This window comes from Peptoniphilus rachelemmaiella, assembly GCF_943169845.1.
Taxonomy (GTDB): domain Bacteria; phylum Bacillota; class Clostridia; order Tissierellales; family Peptoniphilaceae; genus Aedoeadaptatus; species Aedoeadaptatus rachelemmaiella.
Genome location: NZ_CALPBW010000001.1, coordinates 1 through 14,728, shown reverse-complemented (window position 1 = coordinate 14,728; position 14,728 = coordinate 1). Strand labels below are relative to the sequence as shown.

General features: G+C 51.8%; 16 protein-coding genes. 12 read left to right on the top strand and 4 right to left on the bottom strand.

Annotated elements, in window-relative coordinates; genetic code table 11:
* Nucleotides 1-6: 6 nt before the first annotated feature.
* Nucleotides 7-1,944 (bottom strand): oxidoreductase, encoded by a 1,938-nt coding sequence (locus tag KO087_RS00080; protein WP_215506452.1) that lies wholly within the window; start codon nucleotides 1,942-1,944, stop codon nucleotides 7-9.
* 8 nt (nucleotides 1,945-1,952) lie between these two features.
* Complete coding sequence (locus tag KO087_RS00075; RefSeq protein WP_215506450.1) at nucleotides 1,953-2,426, bottom strand: nuclear transport factor 2 family protein; 474 nt, start codon at nucleotides 2,424-2,426, stop codon at nucleotides 1,953-1,955.
* 161 nt (nucleotides 2,427-2,587) lie between these two features.
* Between KO087_RS00075 and KO087_RS00070 the strand changes: the two genes are divergently transcribed.
* Nucleotides 2,588-4,093 carry a PucR family transcriptional regulator gene (locus KO087_RS00070; protein WP_215506448.1) on the top strand — a complete coding sequence of 502 codons (1,506 nt, stop codon included), beginning with the start codon at nucleotides 2,588-2,590 and terminating at the stop codon, nucleotides 4,091-4,093.
* A gap of 158 nt (nucleotides 4,094-4,251) precedes the next feature.
* Here KO087_RS00070 and KO087_RS00065 read toward each other — a convergent pair whose 3' ends face one another.
* Both KO087_RS00065 and KO087_RS00060 read right to left on the bottom strand, forming a co-directional pair.
* Complete coding sequence (locus tag KO087_RS00065; protein ID WP_215506446.1) at nucleotides 4,252-4,782, bottom strand: DUF3783 domain-containing protein; 531 nt, start codon at nucleotides 4,780-4,782, stop codon at nucleotides 4,252-4,254.
* A gap of 109 nt (nucleotides 4,783-4,891) precedes the next feature.
* Complete coding sequence (locus KO087_RS00060; RefSeq protein ID WP_215506444.1) at nucleotides 4,892-5,539, bottom strand: HAD family hydrolase; 648 nt, start codon at nucleotides 5,537-5,539, stop codon at nucleotides 4,892-4,894.
* Between the two features lie 67 nt (nucleotides 5,540-5,606).
* Here KO087_RS00060 and KO087_RS00055 point away from each other — a divergent pair, with 67 nt between their 5' ends.
* From KO087_RS00055 to KO087_RS00005, 11 genes are all read left to right on the top strand, one after another.
* Entirely contained in the window at nucleotides 5,607-6,638 is a 1,032-nt protein-coding gene (locus KO087_RS00055; protein WP_215506443.1) for a DNA polymerase IV, read from the top strand.
* 10 nt (nucleotides 6,639-6,648) lie between these two features.
* Nucleotides 6,649-7,059: a PaaI family thioesterase gene (locus KO087_RS00050; RefSeq protein ID WP_215506441.1), complete on the top strand. Its 411-nt coding sequence runs from the start codon at nucleotides 6,649-6,651 to the stop codon at nucleotides 7,057-7,059.
* A gap of 9 nt (nucleotides 7,060-7,068) precedes the next feature.
* A complete protein-coding gene (locus tag KO087_RS00045; protein WP_215506439.1) occupies nucleotides 7,069-7,485 on the top strand; it encodes a hotdog domain-containing protein in 417 nt (138 codons plus the stop codon).
* Nucleotides 7,475-8,365, top strand: a complete 891-nt coding sequence (locus KO087_RS00040; RefSeq protein WP_215506437.1) for a DMT family transporter — start codon at nucleotides 7,475-7,477, stop codon at nucleotides 8,363-8,365. Before KO087_RS00045 ends, KO087_RS00040 begins: the two co-directional genes overlap by 11 nt.
* Nucleotides 8,366-8,456: 91 nt before the next feature.
* Nucleotides 8,457-9,569: a hypothetical protein gene (locus KO087_RS00035; RefSeq protein WP_215506435.1), complete on the top strand. Its 1,113-nt coding sequence runs from the start codon at nucleotides 8,457-8,459 to the stop codon at nucleotides 9,567-9,569.
* The gene (locus tag KO087_RS00030; protein WP_215506433.1) at nucleotides 9,566-10,207 is read left to right on the top strand and encodes a DNA alkylation repair protein; all 642 of its coding nucleotides are present in this window, start codon (nucleotides 9,566-9,568) and stop codon (nucleotides 10,205-10,207) included. The genes KO087_RS00035 and KO087_RS00030 overlap by 4 nt, the downstream gene beginning before the upstream one ends.
* A gap of 47 nt (nucleotides 10,208-10,254) precedes the next feature.
* The gene (locus KO087_RS00025; RefSeq protein WP_215506431.1) at nucleotides 10,255-11,364 is read left to right on the top strand and encodes a cysteine desulfurase family protein; all 1,110 of its coding nucleotides are present in this window, start codon (nucleotides 10,255-10,257) and stop codon (nucleotides 11,362-11,364) included.
* Entirely contained in the window at nucleotides 11,361-12,437 is a 1,077-nt protein-coding gene (gene mnmA / locus KO087_RS00020; protein ID WP_251374877.1) for a tRNA 2-thiouridine(34) synthase MnmA, read from the top strand. Before KO087_RS00025 ends, mnmA begins: the two co-directional genes overlap by 4 nt.
* 9 nt (nucleotides 12,438-12,446) lie before the next feature.
* Nucleotides 12,447-12,902 (top strand): MaoC/PaaZ C-terminal domain-containing protein, encoded by a 456-nt coding sequence (locus KO087_RS00015; RefSeq protein ID WP_215506429.1) that lies wholly within the window; start codon nucleotides 12,447-12,449, stop codon nucleotides 12,900-12,902.
* Between the two features lie 207 nt (nucleotides 12,903-13,109).
* Nucleotides 13,110-14,438, top strand: coding sequence for a branched-chain amino acid transport system II carrier protein (gene brnQ / locus KO087_RS00010; protein WP_215506427.1), 1,329 nt, complete (start codon nucleotides 13,110-13,112; stop codon nucleotides 14,436-14,438).
* Between the two features lie 167 nt (nucleotides 14,439-14,605).
* Nucleotides 14,606-14,728, top strand: a 123-nt coding sequence (locus KO087_RS00005; protein WP_215506744.1) for a transposase, incomplete at its 3' end; no start/stop codon positions are given.

Below are 14,728 nucleotides of genomic sequence, written 5' to 3'. Positions count from 1 at the left end.
TCCTTCCTAATCCAGGGCGTAGGCGGCATCGAAGCCGTCTCGCATGGCTTGGCCGATGCGACCGGTGGTGGCGACGGCACTTCCGATGACGCGGACGTTTTCGAAATTGTCTTGAATCGTTTGGATTTTCTCGTTATTAGGGCGGACGCCTAAGGAAAGGATGACGGCATCAGCTTCCAAATCAAAGACCTTGCCCGTTTTTAAATCTTCGATGGTGACGGTTTTTTCTTGAATCGATTGAAGGGCGCTAGACGTGTGGAGAGTCACATTTTTTTCCTTTAAGTGGTCCAGTTCCGGCTTAATGTAGGTGGGAAGGACGCCGATGCCGATGGCTTTTTGCATTTCCACAACTTGGACGTCATTGTCCTCTGCCAGGAAAGATGCCACATCCAGCCCCGATAGACCGCCGCCGATTACGACGATTTTCTTTCCGGAAAGGGCTACCTCTTGATCCAAAATTTGGCCGACGGTGTAAATATGATCGGATTCGATGCCGGGAATTTTTTTAGGAATCACCGGATCCGCACCGGTGGCGACAAAGACGGCGTAGGGATTTAAAGCCTTGATCTCTTCGACAGTGGGCCCATGATTTAAATGAATGGTGACACCATACTTGTCGCATTCTCTTTTCAGAACCTCGGGCAATTGGTGGGTCCAATCTTTCATGGGCGGTTGGCCGGCCAAGAAGGTATCGCCGCCTAAATGGTCTTTTTGTTCAAATAAAGTGACTTTAAAACCCCTCTGACCTAAAACAGAGGCGGCTTCCATGCCGGCGACGCCGCCGCCGACAACAACCACTTGTCGCCCTTGGCCGTCGACTTTTAGAGGCGCAAGTTCAGACTCTCTGCCGGTTTTCGGATTGACGGCGCAGGAGACGACTTTGAACTTACTTTCACAGTCGGCGCAATACAGACAAGAAATGCAGTGATGGATAAGGTCTTCTTCTCCTGCCATGGCTTTTTTGCACCAATAAGGATCTGCCAGAGACTGTCTTGCCAAACCGACGAAGTCGCTGACCCCTTCTTCGAGGAGGGATTCCGCAAATTCCGGTGTTTTAATGGTGTTTACGGCAATTATGGGAATCTGAACGGCGGCTTTAATGGTTTTTGCCAAGTGCTTCTTCCATCCTTGGCCGAAAAAGACCGGTTCGATGACGGGCTTTTCAGCGCCGAAGGTGGAGTTGGAAATGTTTAACGCATCGGCTCCGGCCGCTTCGAGGAGTTTCGCCGTGATAACGGCATCCTCCAAGGTGGTGCCTCCCTCGACAAAATCCGAGCCGTTTATGCGGACACTGACGGGAAAATCTTTACCGCATTTTTCCTTAATGCCGCGGATGATTTCGCAAATGACGCGGGCACGATTTTCGTGGCTTCCGCCGTAGGCATCGTCCCGGCGGTTTAAGTGCGGGCTCAAGAAGGTCGAGAGAAGGTAGATGTGGGCGGCGTGGATTTCAACCCCGTCCGCTTCACCGATTTGTGCATAAACCGCCCCTTGAACGAATCGATCGATTAAGGTTTGAATTTCCTCGACGGTCATGGCCCGCACCCGACGACCGTCAGGGGTGGTGGATTCCGAAGGGCCGATGGGGTCTTTTCCGTCTAATAAGAGGGGATTGGCGCCCTGACCGGCATGGGCGAGCTGGGCGAAAAACTTGGCGCCGTGGCGATGAACGACTCTGGCGATTTTTTGAATGGACAAGGCGGAATTTAAATCCAGCATGGTCAATTGGCTTGGTGCCGCGCGACCGGTTTCAAAGTCGATATTGGCATATTCTGCAATAATCAGGCCGATGCCGCCTTTTGCTCTTTCTTCGTAATATTTCACCAAGGCGTCGTCGACGCGACCGTACGGATCCGCCAAAAGCGTCAGCATGCCGGGCATAACGACGCGATTTCTCGTCTCTACCTTATCGATTTTACCTCTTGAAAATAAATGGGAATACATAGTGCCTCCTAGTCGTTTATATCGTCGAAAATCACGCGGTAACGGTGAATCTTGCTGGTTTTAACCTTCCAGCAACCGTCGATCTTTTCGAATGTGTCTGCGTAGTAACCATAGCCTGTGAATGCGGCAAAGCCGTGGGTGATGACTTTGTCTTCAAAGGGGAAATAGGCCTTTGCCGTGGTTTCTGATGTAAGTTCAATTTCCGGAATATGTCCCATGTGTGCACTTTGCGTAGTCGCACCCATTAGTTTTTTTGAGTTGCTGATAATTTGCTCACAGGATCTCGAGGGCTCCAACTTTTCGGGAATGTCCGGATGCTGTCCCTTCAGGGGGTCTCGAGTGGAATCGGAAAGGTCAAAGACAATGTCTTCTGCAAAAACGGTTCTTAAGAGATCGAAATCTTTGCTGTCGATGGCGCGCCAGTATCTCGCTTTACATTGCTTGATTTCCTCGATTGCAAGTAACTTTTCAACTTGATCCATAATGATCCTCCTTCAAATTGTCTTATTCGTAACGAAATCTTCGTGCCCTTAGTATACGTTTGCAAAGGGAAGCCAACAATGGACGCGTCGGACAAAAAAACCTTGACCATTTGTGCAAAATGCACCAAAATAAAAGAAATCAATTGTTAGAGGAGCTTTTTATGTACTTTGGCGAACTCATTCATCTTTTGAAAAACCATTTTGCCCTTCAGGACTTGGCCATCGACGAGGCCCCCGCCATTCGCGAGGTGCGCCTTTTGGACGGCAGTGAAGAGAGCTACAGGGAGGATGTTCTTTACTTTGCTTATGATTTCGGAGAGAATCCGCCCCGTCAGGGCTTTCTTTTCGGCGATGCAAAAATTAAAGGAGAGGTGCATTGCTTCGTTCGGTTTCCCGAGGATAAGATTTTTTCCGTCTATAATAGGGCGCAGCAACTGCTTCGGGAAAAAGAAGTGCCGGATTTGTATGAAGAATTTAAAGACTTGGCGTATCAGGCCAAGGATTTTGAAAGCTTTATTAATGCCCTGGCCTTGCGTTTAGACAATCCCCTGATTTTACTGGATGCCGATTACCGCGTTATCGCAAGCTCCAATTGCCCGTCGGTGAAAGAAGACCTTTGGGCTCGAATCGTTCAGCGAGGCTACTGTTTGTATCCTTTAATCAAGGCAAGTGAAAGCTCCCCGCCATTTCGACATGGTGAGCGGAGCCGAGAAGCGTACCTTGGGGAAATTTGTCAGCATACGCCCAGTCCGAAGATTTACAGCAAGATTTTTTACAATGGCCGGTATTGGGGCGCCATCATCCTTATCGAAGAATCTTCCCCCCTTTCTGCGGTGCATTATGAAAATCTACCGAAGATCAGCCGGCTTTTAGAAGAAATCCTGCCTCGACTTCTTCCCGTTCCCTCTCCGGAGGGGCGACCTGTGGATCAGGCGTTTTATCGTCTCCTGGTCGGGGCCCATCCTGAAGAGTTGGACCATTCAAATGAATTACTTGCCATGGGAGAAATCCATCGAATTGCCGTCTTCGAGGGCTGCGGAAAAGAAGAGAAAATGCCGCCGCCTATGTCGACGATTCGGCGGCATTTTCCCGCTCCTCCCTTGGCTCAAATTCAAAACCGGGCCGTGCTCTTTCTTTCCTTTTCCAAAGAAAAATCTTCCTTCGCAAAAATAGTGAAAAAGCTGGAGGATCTGGCATCAGAACAGCATTTGATTGTGGGCCTCAGCCATGGATTTGAGGATTTGAACCGAGTGTCCGACTATTTTCGCCAAGGGCAAATGGCATTGGAAATGCCAACTCCCGAGGCGGTCAATTCCTACGATCAAGTCTTTTTTCTGGCCCTGTTACAAGAATTTCAAGGACGAAGCGAGAAGGGTTTTTCCTGGAGAAATTATCTTCATCCCGGCTTGGACATTCTTTTGGAATACGATAAAAAGAACAAAAGCCAACTTTATCGCACCCTGGAGGCTTACTTGGCCTGTGAAGCCTCTGTCCAAAAAACAGCCAAAGAACTTTACCTTCACCGAAACACGGTCAGTTATCGCCTGCACCGCATTACAGACCTTTGCCGGGTCGACTTGAGCGACAGCCAAACACGCTTTCTGCTCAATGTGTCCTTTCAAATCATTGCCTACATGAAGCGAGGCCTTTTAAAGGGAGAAATTTAATAACCCCCGGAGGCAACCGGGGGTGGAATGTTAAAAAATGACTGCCTCAGGCTTCATAAGGGAGCCTGTCGTGTAGAATTTTGCACTAGGCGGAATGTGCCCATAGGGCAGAAAATTTATCCGTAAAAAAAGAGCCTCCTCTCGGGGGCTCATTTCTTTTACAAGCTTTCTTTTAAGCGGCGAATGGCTTCTCTTACATCGCTCTCTTCGATGTCTTCGCCTTTTAAGCGAAGGTCTTTGGCAAAGGTGAGGGCCTCGTCCCGAGCTTGAGTGGGTTCGGTTTCCTGCGCCTGAATGACTTCTTTGGCCACGGCCATCATTTGGGACCAGGCCTGAATAATGGCATTTTCCCGGCGAATGTGCGTAACGAGCCGGGCGAAGGGCCAATCTTTGTTGGTTTCGGTCATGGCCGCCTTGTGGGGGAAGACTTCGCCCATTTCACGCAAGGTGAGCAGGATTTTTTGCAGATCGTGGGAGTGCAGGCCCACGAAAACCAAGAGCTCTTCTTCCGGCGCCTCTGCCGCCTCCCCGGTTTTTTCGTAGCCTTCAAGGCCTGCAAAGTAGCCCAAAAGCTCGCCCACTTCTTCTTTTTTAACTTCCCGCACGTCAATGGCCTGGGCCTCGGCGGCTTCCAGCAAATGGGCTCGCCGCGCCTCGTCGTCGACGCCGTAAAAAATTAATCGACTCATACTTCATTCCTTCCTAATCTGGGATCTATTATGTGCACGTAAAGGTGCATTCATCAATTTGTTAAATACTTTGGTCAATAGATACCCGGGAATGAATAGTTTAATCGAATCAGGCGCGAAGGGGGCCTTGGGCTTTTTCCTGCCAGTTCAGATGCAAATAGCCCTCGGCGTCGGTTTTGTTGTTGATTAAATAGCGTGTCTTCACGAGCTCCATCATGGGGCGATCGGCGGCCAGGGAATCGCTGTATGCCACGCTGTTTTCGTAGTCGATTTCCATGCCTTTTTCCGTGAGATGGGCGAGGATGTTGTCCACTTTTTTTGCGTGCCTGTTGTTGTCCCCCACCATTTCAAATTGCGCGTCGGTGGAGGTGCCGATAATGTGATCGAAGGGCAGCACGTCGCCTACATATTTCAAATAGTCCTCCACGGAAGCGGAGACGAGAAGCAGGTAGTAGCCCGCCGCCTTCAGGGCATAGATCTCGTCTACGGCTTCTTTAAAGGCGTAGGCCATGACGTCGTCGTAGACGAAGGCCTTCACTTCATCTTCCGTGTAGTAGCGAAGCATGGAGAGAAAACTGTTTTTAACATTTTTCTTCACCGTTTTCGGCGAGCGAAAGAGGCTTCCCGCCAAGAGCTCTTTGTAAAGTTTTGCCCGAAAGCCCGGGATTTTTTTTGCCGTTACGTCGTATAATATAAAAATGGAGTCTTTCGATATGACCGTGCGGTCGAAATCGAAGAGGGCAATTTTTTGTTTCATGAATTCTCCTTTGTCCGTCGCACTTCCGCCGGCGGCGGTTTTTTGTTATAGTGGATTGGTGATGCATTTGAACATTTTACATGTGGATATGGATGCGTTTTTCGCCTCTGTTGAGATTTTATTGAATCCCGCCCTGAAAAACAAGCCCCTGGCCGTCGGTGGGAGAAATCCTTCGGGGATCGTGACCACGGCCAGTTACGAGGCGAGAAAATACGGCGTCCACTCGGCCATGCCGATGTTTATGGCGAAAAGTTTGTGCCCGAATCTCATCGTGGTGCCTACGCGAAAGGGCGTCTACGGCGAGGTGAGCCGAAAGGTCTTCGGTTATTTGCACAGCTTCGGCTACAAAATGGAGCAGGTCTCCATCGACGAGGCTTATTTGGATTTAACGGGGGAGAAAGATCCCGAGGCTGTGGCGCGGACCATGCAGCGGGAAGTGGCGCACCGCTTCGGCCTTTCCATGAGCTGCGGGCTGAGCTACAATAAATTTCTCGCAAAAATCGCCTCGGATATGGACAAGCCCGCGGGTTTTACGGTCATCGACGGGGCGCGGGGGCAGGAAATCATCAAAACCCTTCCCATTTCGAAGATTCACGGCATCGGCGAGAAGACGGCGGCGCGGCTCAACGATTTGGGCATTCACACCGGGGCGGATCTGCTCCTTTTGGAGCGGGATTTTTTACAGGAAACTTTCGGCAAAATGGGCACGGAGCTCTACGACCGGGTGCGAGGCGTGGACATGCGGCCGGTAGTGCCGGGCAGGAAGCGAAAATCCATCGGCACGGAAGAAACCTTCGCCGAGACCAGAAGCCGCGCTTTTTTTAAGGAGCGGCTCATGGAATCGGCGAGAGAGACGGCTTTTCTTATGGAGAAAAAGGGGATTGTGGGCTACACGGTGACCGTAAAGATCAAGACGAGGGATTTCGACACCCACACCAAGTCCAAGACCTTTCCCACGCCGGTGGAAGGGGAAAAGGCGCTGTATCGTGAGGCAAAGGCCCTTTTCGATTCCCTTTACGGCGGCGAGAAGCTTCGCCTCCTGGGGCTGAGTGTGTCCGCATTGGAAGAAAATTACAGCAGGCAATTGCGTTTTTTATAGGAGGTGCAACATGGAAGCATGGAGAGAACAACGGGTGCAGGAGATTTTTCAGCGCTTTACAAGCCTTTTCGATCTCACGATTTTGGAGCATACAGACGATGAGATTCACGCCCGTTGGCATGTAGACAAGACGGTTTTAAATCCCGCGGACATCGCCCACGGCGGGGCGGTTTTTTCCGTCACCGACGCCATTTGCGCGGCGCTTGGCCTGCGAAACAATCATTTGCTTACCAAAAGCGTGAGCTTTTATTACTACCATTCCGTCCTTCCCGGTGATGCCTACATTACCGCCTCCTTTCAAAAAGTGGGAAGCTACACCTCGGTGATGGCGGCTGAGGTGCGTCAAGAGGGCAAGCTTTGTGCCAAGGGCATGTTTGATATGGCCTATATGCCGCAAGCGGAACAGATCGAGATGGAGTAAGGAGGATTTATGGCTCGCTACGAATACTTAGAAGACAGCGTGGATCACCGCCTCATGGCCGATTCCGAATTGACCGTTCTTGAGCAAAATCAAGAGGCCCTAACCGCCACTTGGCAGGTGTGGCCCGGCGCCATTAATTCCGCCGGCACTTGCCAGGGCATGATCCACTTCGGCATGGCCGATGTAATCAGCGCCATCCTTTGCAACCGCAAAGGCGTGGTGGTGACCCAAGGTGCCTCCTGCTTCTACCACGCCCCCCTTTACGAAGGGGAAGTGGTGGCCAAGGCCTTTTTCAACAAGCGGGGCAAGGTCAACGACAATGTGGAAGTCCATTTCTTTCAAAAGGACAAGCTCTGCTTTCAGGCGATTTTCAATATGCACGCCACCGGCGTGGTCTTAAATAAGGGAGGCGGGAATGAAGCGTAATCAAGCCATTTTCCTCCTGGTATTGACCACGGTGATTTGGGGCATGGGGGTGGTGGTGCAAGTCGCTGGCATGAACCACATCCATCCCTTTGTGCTGAATATGCATCGTTCCCTGGCGGCAGGGCTTTTTCTTTTGGTCATTCTCCTGTTTGTTCCGAAATTAAGGGATACGGGCAAGGATTTACATGCCACCATAAAAGGCGGCATTTGTTGCGGGATCTGCTTAAGTGTGGCCATGGCCCTGCAACAATACGGCCTGAAGTACACCACCGCCGGCAAGACCGGCTTTATTACGGCCCTTTACATCGTCCTCGTACCCATCGGCGGGATTTTGCTCCGCCACGCCATTTCCAAAAAGACCTGGCTCGCCGTGGCCGTCGGCGCCGTGGGGCTGTACTTTATCAGCATCAAAAAAGGCGCGGGCTTTTCCATGGGCCTCGGGGATTTTCTCGTCTTTCTCTGTGCCATCGCCTTTACCGTACATATTCTCGTCATCGACTATTTTGCCGAGGATGTGGACGGCGTGGCCATGAGTTGCATTCAGTTTTTTACGGCGGCGATCCTTTCTTTCTTTTTCGTCCTGCCCACCGGGGCCTCCCTTTTCGGGGAATACGCCAAGGCCCTGCCCGCCATTTTATACCTGGGGATTCTCTCAAGCGGCGTGGGCTTTACCCTGCAGATTTTAGGCCAACGCCACACAGACCCCACCACGGCCAGCTTGATTTTAAGTTTGGAATCGGTGTTTTCCCTCCTGGGGGGCTTTTTGTTTCTGCACGAAACCATGACGGGGCGGGAAGCTCTTGGCTGTGTGCTTTTGTTTGCGGCCATACTCATCGCCCAATTGCCCGTGGATAAATTAATCAAGATGGCGAAAAATTAAATAAATTTTTCGAGGCAGGGGCTTTTCTGCGATAAATAGTCATTCATCGGGTATAGATAAATCCAAAGGACTATGTCAAGGAGGGTATGAAATGAAGTGTCGATTTTGCGGAAAAGAAAATGTGCCCGGCGTCAAATACTGTGCGTCCTGCGAGACGCCCATGGTCTATCCCTTAGGCTACAAACCCGAGGACGAGGCTCCGGTGGTAGAGGAAGAAATTGCGGCGGAAGAAGCTGTGGTTGAGGAGCCTGTGGTTGAAGAAGCCGAAGCCCCTGTTGCGGAAGAAGCTGTGGCAGAAGAAACCGAAGCCTCTGTAGCGGAAGAAGCTGTGGCAGAAGAAACCGAAGCCTCTGTAGCGGAAGAAGCCGTGGTTGAAGAAGTTGCGGTCAAAGAAGCTGTTGCGGAAGAAAAGGCCGAAGTAATCGAAGCGGCAGATACATTTGAAGCGCCTGTAGCGGGAGAACCTGTGGTTGAAGAAGTTGCAGTCGAAGAAGCTGTAGTCGAAGAAGCCGTGGTTGAAGAAGTTGCAGTCGAAGAAGCTGTAGTCGAAGAAGCCGTGGCGGAAGAAGTTGCGGTCAAAGAAGCTGTTGCGGAAGAAAAGGCCGAAGTAATCGAAGCGGCAGATACATTTGAAGCGCCTGTAGCGGAAGAACCTGTGGTTGAAGAAATTGCAGAAGAAGCTGCAGTTGAAGAATCCGTGGTTGAAGAAGATTCCCAACCGGAAGAAAAAATTCAGGCGGCGGATGATTTCGATTTATCCAAGCCCATGGACAAGCGCAAAAGACAGGCCTTAAAGCGCAAACAAAAAGCGGCGAGAAAGCAATCCGCCGAAGGGGAAAGAAAGAGTGGCGAAGGCGAAGCCCGAAAAACCAAGGAAGAGAAAAAAGCCGCCCCCGTTGAAAAAGAACCTGTAGCAGAAGAAAAAATCGAAGCTGCTGACGATTTCAAGAAGGAATCGGTTGTGCCTGCGAAAAAAGCGGAAGAAAAAGCGGCAGAAAAACGGGAAGAAGCGGTAGAAAAACGGGAAGAGCCGGTGGAAAAGCCGAAGGAAAAAATCGAAGCCGCCGATGATTTCAAATTAGAAAAAGAGAAAATCCAAACCGAGGCGCAAGAGGCGCCGGCGAAAAAAGGCCGCATGAGCCCGGTCCTCATGGCCATCGCCCTTTTGGTCCTTCTCTTTATTATCTATCAGTTGGTGAAATGAAAACAGTAAGAGAGGCGCTGAAGCCATTGGCCACGGCGAAACACAAAGCTTTTTTGGAGAAACTGATCCCCACCGTGGCGCCGGAGATGATTTTAGGTGTGAACATGCCTACCTTAAGAAAGCTCGCCAAGGAAGCGGAGCCCTCTTTTTTAAAGAAGCTGCCCCACGAAAGCTACGAGGAAAATATCCTCCACGGGCTTTTGATTAACGACTTGCCCGCCGAGGAAGCCCTGAAAGCTATGGACGCCTTTGTGCCCTATTTAGACAACTGGGCGGTGGTGGATGCCATCGACCCACGGGCCTTCTATCAGGGGAATTACTTAAAGGATTACATTCGCCTCATGCAGTCCCCTGCGCCCTACGGCAGACGTTTGGGCATCGTTTTGGCCCTGCGCCATGTGACGGAAGACACAAAAAGGCTTATGGAAGCCGTGGCAGGCGTGGAAAACGGCCATTACTACGTGGACATGGCCATGGCCTGGTTTTTCGCCGAAGCCGCCCTATACGAGCCGGAGGCCGTGTTAAAGCGATTGGCAACAGGGGATCTTTCCCCTTCGGTGCAGAAAAAGACCATTCGGAAAATCAATGAATCCCGCCGCGTACCCCCGGCCCTCAAGGCCCGGGCGAAGGCCCTGTAGTGAGATGACGGCTCCTTTCGAGGGGCTGTTTTTATGAAAGGAGATCCATGATATACTTCGACCACGCGGCCACTTGTCCCATGAGCGAAAAAGCCATCGACACCATGACCGCCCTTTTAAAAGCAGGCTACGGCAATCCATCCAGCCAACACCGCTTGGGCAGGGAGGCGAAAAATGCCTTGGAAGGCGCCCGCCTGGATGTGGCCAATCTTTTCGGCCTTTCCATGAAAAACGTCCTTTTTACGGGATCCGGCACGGAAGCCGACAACATCGCCATGATGAGTGCCTACAAAAACAGAAAAAAGAGCCCGGGCCACATGATTACCACGGCCATCGAGCACGAAGCCGTGTTGAAATGCGCCGAAGCCCTTGAAAAAGAGGGCGTGGAAGTCACCTACATCGCCCCGGATAAAAAAGGCGTGGTCCGTGCCGAAGACATCCTTGCCGCCGTAAGAGAAGACACCTTTTTGGTGAGCGTCATGGCCGTAAACAATGAAGTGGGCTCTCTTCAGCCCCTGGCCGAGATAAAAGGCGGTCTCCCCGAGGGCGTGCACTTTCACGTGGATGCCGTGCAGGCGGCGGGCCATCGCCCAAGAGACAGCTACGCCTTCGCCGATACCGTGGCCATGAGCGGCCATAAATTTTACGGGCCCAAAGGCGTGGGCATTTTGCTGACGCGAAAAGAGCTGGAGCCCGTCATCTACGGCGGCGGTCAGGAGCGGGGCATTCGAAGCGGCACGGAAAATGTGCCGGGCATCTGCGCCATGGTGGAAGCCTTAAAAGAGGCGGAAGATCGCAGAGAAGAAGAGGCCGTACGAATCAGCCGCCTCAGTCTTCGCCTACGTGAAGGCCTCGCCGCCACAAAAGGCGTCGTGCTTACCGCAGAAGGCGGCGACGACCGCATCGTCCACGCCATGGTGGAGGGCATGTCCCGGGACGTTTTATTGTATCAATTGGACCGCCGCGGCTTCGCTCTCTCCGGGGGAAGCGCTTGTCAGGCCGGCGCCGCCACAAAGAGCCACGTCCTCGAAGTCATGGGCGTGGATCAACGAGGCCGCGCCCCTATGCGGGTGTCTTTGGGCAGAGAAAACACCATGGAAGAAGTGGAAGGATTTTTAGACGCATTAAAAGAAATAGTAGAAGGGAAGAGATCGTGAGTCGCATACTCGTCGCCATGTCCGGAGGGGTAGATTCCTCCGTGGCAGCCTACTTACTGAAAAAAGCCGGGCACGAATGCATCGGCGTGACCATGAAACTGTACGAAAATGACACGGTGGCCCACACCGGCCACACTTGCTGCTCCCTTGACGACATCGACGATGCCCGCATGGTGTCGGCGAAGCTCGGCATGGATTACTTCGTCTACGATTTTTCCGAGCGATTCGAAGAAGAAGTCATCGACAAATTCGTCGCCTATTACGAAAAGGGCTGGACTCCCAACCCCTGCATCGACTGCAATCGCTACTTAAAATTCGAAGACCTTTACACCCGGGCGCGGGAATTGGACTGCGACTACATCGCCACAGGCCACTACGCCCGCATCCAATACGACGAGAAGCTTAAGCGCTACGCCCTCTTGAAGGGCCCGGACGAAAAGAAGGATCAGTCCTACGTCCTCTACAGCCTGAGCCAAGAACAATTGGCCCACACCCTCTTTCCCTTAGGGGATTTGGAAAAGAGCGAGGTGCGTAAAATCGCCGAAGAAGCGGGCCTGGTCAATGCGAAGAAACACGATTCCCAGGACATTTGCTTCGTTCCCGACGGCGACTACAAAAGTTTTTTAGAGCGGAGGGAAAACAAAACCTACGCCGAAGGCAATATTGTCGATGAAGAAGGCCGCATTCTCGGCCGCCACAAGGGCGCCGTGGGCTACACCATCGGCCAGCGAAAGGGCCTGGGCGTGGCGGCAGGCCACCCGGTTTACGTTCTGGACAAGGACATGGAGAAAAACCAAGTCGTCGTAGGCAACAAAGGCAGCCTGAAGAAGAAGGAACTTGACGCCGTCGACTTTCAGTGGCTCAGCTACCCCGAAACCAACGAAATGAAAGTTACCGCCCGCACCCGCTACCACGGCGCGGAAACGCCGGCCACCTTAATCGACAAAAAAGACGGAAACATTACCTTAATCTTCGACGAGCCCCACGGCGCCATCGCCAAGGGCCAAGCCGTGGTCTGTTACGACGGCGATAAAGTGGTAGGCGGCGGCACCATCGTCGCCTCCCGCGGATAAGGAGGCAGAATGTATTTAGAAGATTATGTAGTAGGGCTGACCTTTCAAACCGATCCCTTCGCCTTAACAGAAAAAGAAATCATCGACTACGCCCGGGCCTACGACGACCGGCCCTTTCATACGGATCCCGAGGCGGCGAAGAAAAGCCGCTTCGGCACCATTATCGCCTCGGGCCTTCACAGCTTAAGCGCCACTTGGGGCCATTGGGTCGCCACGGGGCTGGACTGCGGCGGCGTCGTCGCCGGCATCGGCATGAATCACCTGCGCTGGGTCAATCCCATCTATCCCGGCGTGGACCTTTACACCACCATAGTCGTCGACGGCATCGAAATCAAAAGCGACGGCGACTACGGCGTCGTGCACATGATCGCCTCGACGCGGGATGAGAGCGGCACCCTTTTGTTGGAACACGACGTCCTCGTGCTCGTGGCTTCTCGCCATGCAAGAGTAAAAAAGGTCAATTGACACACCGTTATTCAGTATACAATATAACGACGATTGCATACGAAACGGTGATGTAAAAAATAGTTTGAAATCAAGTTAAACACACGAAATATTTTCCATGAATAAAGGTTTTCACAAATAAATCATTCTTATTTGTCATGAAAGTAGCGACCGCCTTCAATATTCTGTATAATGAATGACATATTGAACTGTTGGAGGAGTGACTATATGAAAAGCAGTAGAACGAAAGACGTTATTGTAATAGGCTTCGCGCTGTTCGCTATCTTTTTCGGCGCAGGCAACTTAATCTTCCCGCCTTATCTCGGCTTCCACGCAGGCGACTCGTGGACCTCGGTTATGCTGGGCTTCCTCTTGGCAGACCCGGTTATCCCCATTATTACTTTAGTCGTCACCATTTTTGCAGGCGGTAAAGCCGTGGACTTGGGCCGACGGGTCAATTACCCCTTCGCTCTGATCTTAGCCGTTGCGGCCATGATCAGTCTGGGTCCGGTCTTCGCTATTCCGAGAACGGCAGCCACCACCCACGAAGTCGGCATCCTGCCCTTCTTTCCCGGCGCACCGATTTGGGTAACATCCGGCATCTTTTTCGCCATCACCCTGGCACTGTCCATTAAAGAAACGGGCGTTATCGACATTATCGGTAATTACATTACGCCGGTACTGCTCATTTTCTTAGGACTTATTATTGCAAAAGCCATTGCGACCCCCATCGGGCCCGTCCTCCCCGCAGAGGGAACGGGATTCTTCACCCAAGGGATGATCGAAGGCTATCAAACCATGGATGCCATGGTATCCTTACTCTGTACCGCCATCGTAACCGGCGACTTGATTCGAAAAGGCTACGGCGATGCGCCGAAGGCTGAAAAGCAAAAAATGATCGTCGAAGTTTGCGTTTTGGCCATGGTGCTCTTAATCATCATCTACGGCGGCCTCACCTACGTCGGCGCCCAAGGCGGCACCCACTTCGGTCCCGATGCAACCCGCGTCGAAATCCTCGTCGGCAGCGTCGGCCTGCTCTTAGGTAAATGGGGTCAAGCGGCATTGGCTGTGGCAGTCAGCTTGGCTTGCCTCACCACCGCCGTCGGTTTAACCTCGGCTTGCGGAAACTTCTTTAACTCCGTTTCCAACGGCAAGTGGAAATACGAATACATCGTCTGCGTATCCGTCCTCGTAAGCTTTACCTTCTCCCTCGTCGGCGTCGAAGGCATTATCGGCTTGGCCGGTCCCGTTTTGGACATCGTCTATCCCGCCATTATCGCCATGTCCTTCATCATGATCTTCGATCGCAAGTTACCCTATGACGGAACCATTATCGGTATGGCTGTAGGCACCATCGTGGCCGCATCCTTTACCACCATTTACAACATGACCGGTTCCTTCGAAGGCGCCGCCAATTTGATCGACAGTTTGCCCTTAGCCGAATTCGGCTTTGGCTGGTTCGTACCCGGCGTCGTCGGCGCATTAATCGGCACGGTTTGCGGCAAAATGGGCATGGGCAAGAAACGTTCGGATCACGACATAAAGCCCGCCTTCTAAAAATAATTAAGATAGCAAAAATGCGTACTTCGGTGCGCATTTTTTATTGCATTAGAAAACCCCCGGTTAGACCGGGGGTTCCGTTTAGCTTTAGCGATAATCACCCGTTATTCCCAGAATGGTATGATAAGAAAGGTCTGCCAACCAATCACAATCAGGAGGGAATAATGACATCACTAAATCACACCCATAGTTTATCACACACAAAATGGAATTGTAAGTATCACGTAGTGTTTGCTCCGAAATACAGGCGAAAAGTATTTTATGGATCGAAGCGCTTAGAAATTGGA

Coding starts and splice junctions, on each gene's coding strand:
- KO087_RS00080 (WP_215506452.1), bottom strand. CDS start 1,944: ATGTATTCCCATTTATTTTCAAGAGGTAAAATCGATAAGGTAGAGACG.
- KO087_RS00075 (WP_215506450.1), bottom strand. CDS start 2,426: ATGGATCAAGTTGAAAAGTTACTTGCAATCGAGGAAATCAAGCAATGT.
- KO087_RS00070 (WP_215506448.1), top strand. CDS start 2,588: ATGTACTTTGGCGAACTCATTCATCTTTTGAAAAACCATTTTGCCCTT.
- KO087_RS00065 (WP_215506446.1), bottom strand. CDS start 4,782: ATGAGTCGATTAATTTTTTACGGCGTCGACGACGAGGCGCGGCGAGCC.
- KO087_RS00060 (WP_215506444.1), bottom strand. CDS start 5,539: ATGAAACAAAAAATTGCCCTCTTCGATTTCGACCGCACGGTCATATCG.
- KO087_RS00050 (WP_215506441.1), top strand. CDS start 6,649: ATGGAAGCATGGAGAGAACAACGGGTGCAGGAGATTTTTCAGCGCTTT.
- KO087_RS00045 (WP_215506439.1), top strand. CDS start 7,069: ATGGCTCGCTACGAATACTTAGAAGACAGCGTGGATCACCGCCTCATG.
- KO087_RS00040 (WP_215506437.1), top strand. CDS start 7,475: ATGAAGCGTAATCAAGCCATTTTCCTCCTGGTATTGACCACGGTGATT.
- KO087_RS00035 (WP_215506435.1), top strand. CDS start 8,457: ATGAAGTGTCGATTTTGCGGAAAAGAAAATGTGCCCGGCGTCAAATAC.
- KO087_RS00030 (WP_215506433.1), top strand. CDS start 9,566: ATGAAAACAGTAAGAGAGGCGCTGAAGCCATTGGCCACGGCGAAACAC.
- KO087_RS00025 (WP_215506431.1), top strand. CDS start 10,255: ATGATATACTTCGACCACGCGGCCACTTGTCCCATGAGCGAAAAAGCC.
- KO087_RS00015 (WP_215506429.1), top strand. CDS start 12,447: ATGTATTTAGAAGATTATGTAGTAGGGCTGACCTTTCAAACCGATCCC.
- brnQ (WP_215506427.1), top strand. CDS start 13,110: ATGAAAAGCAGTAGAACGAAAGACGTTATTGTAATAGGCTTCGCGCTG.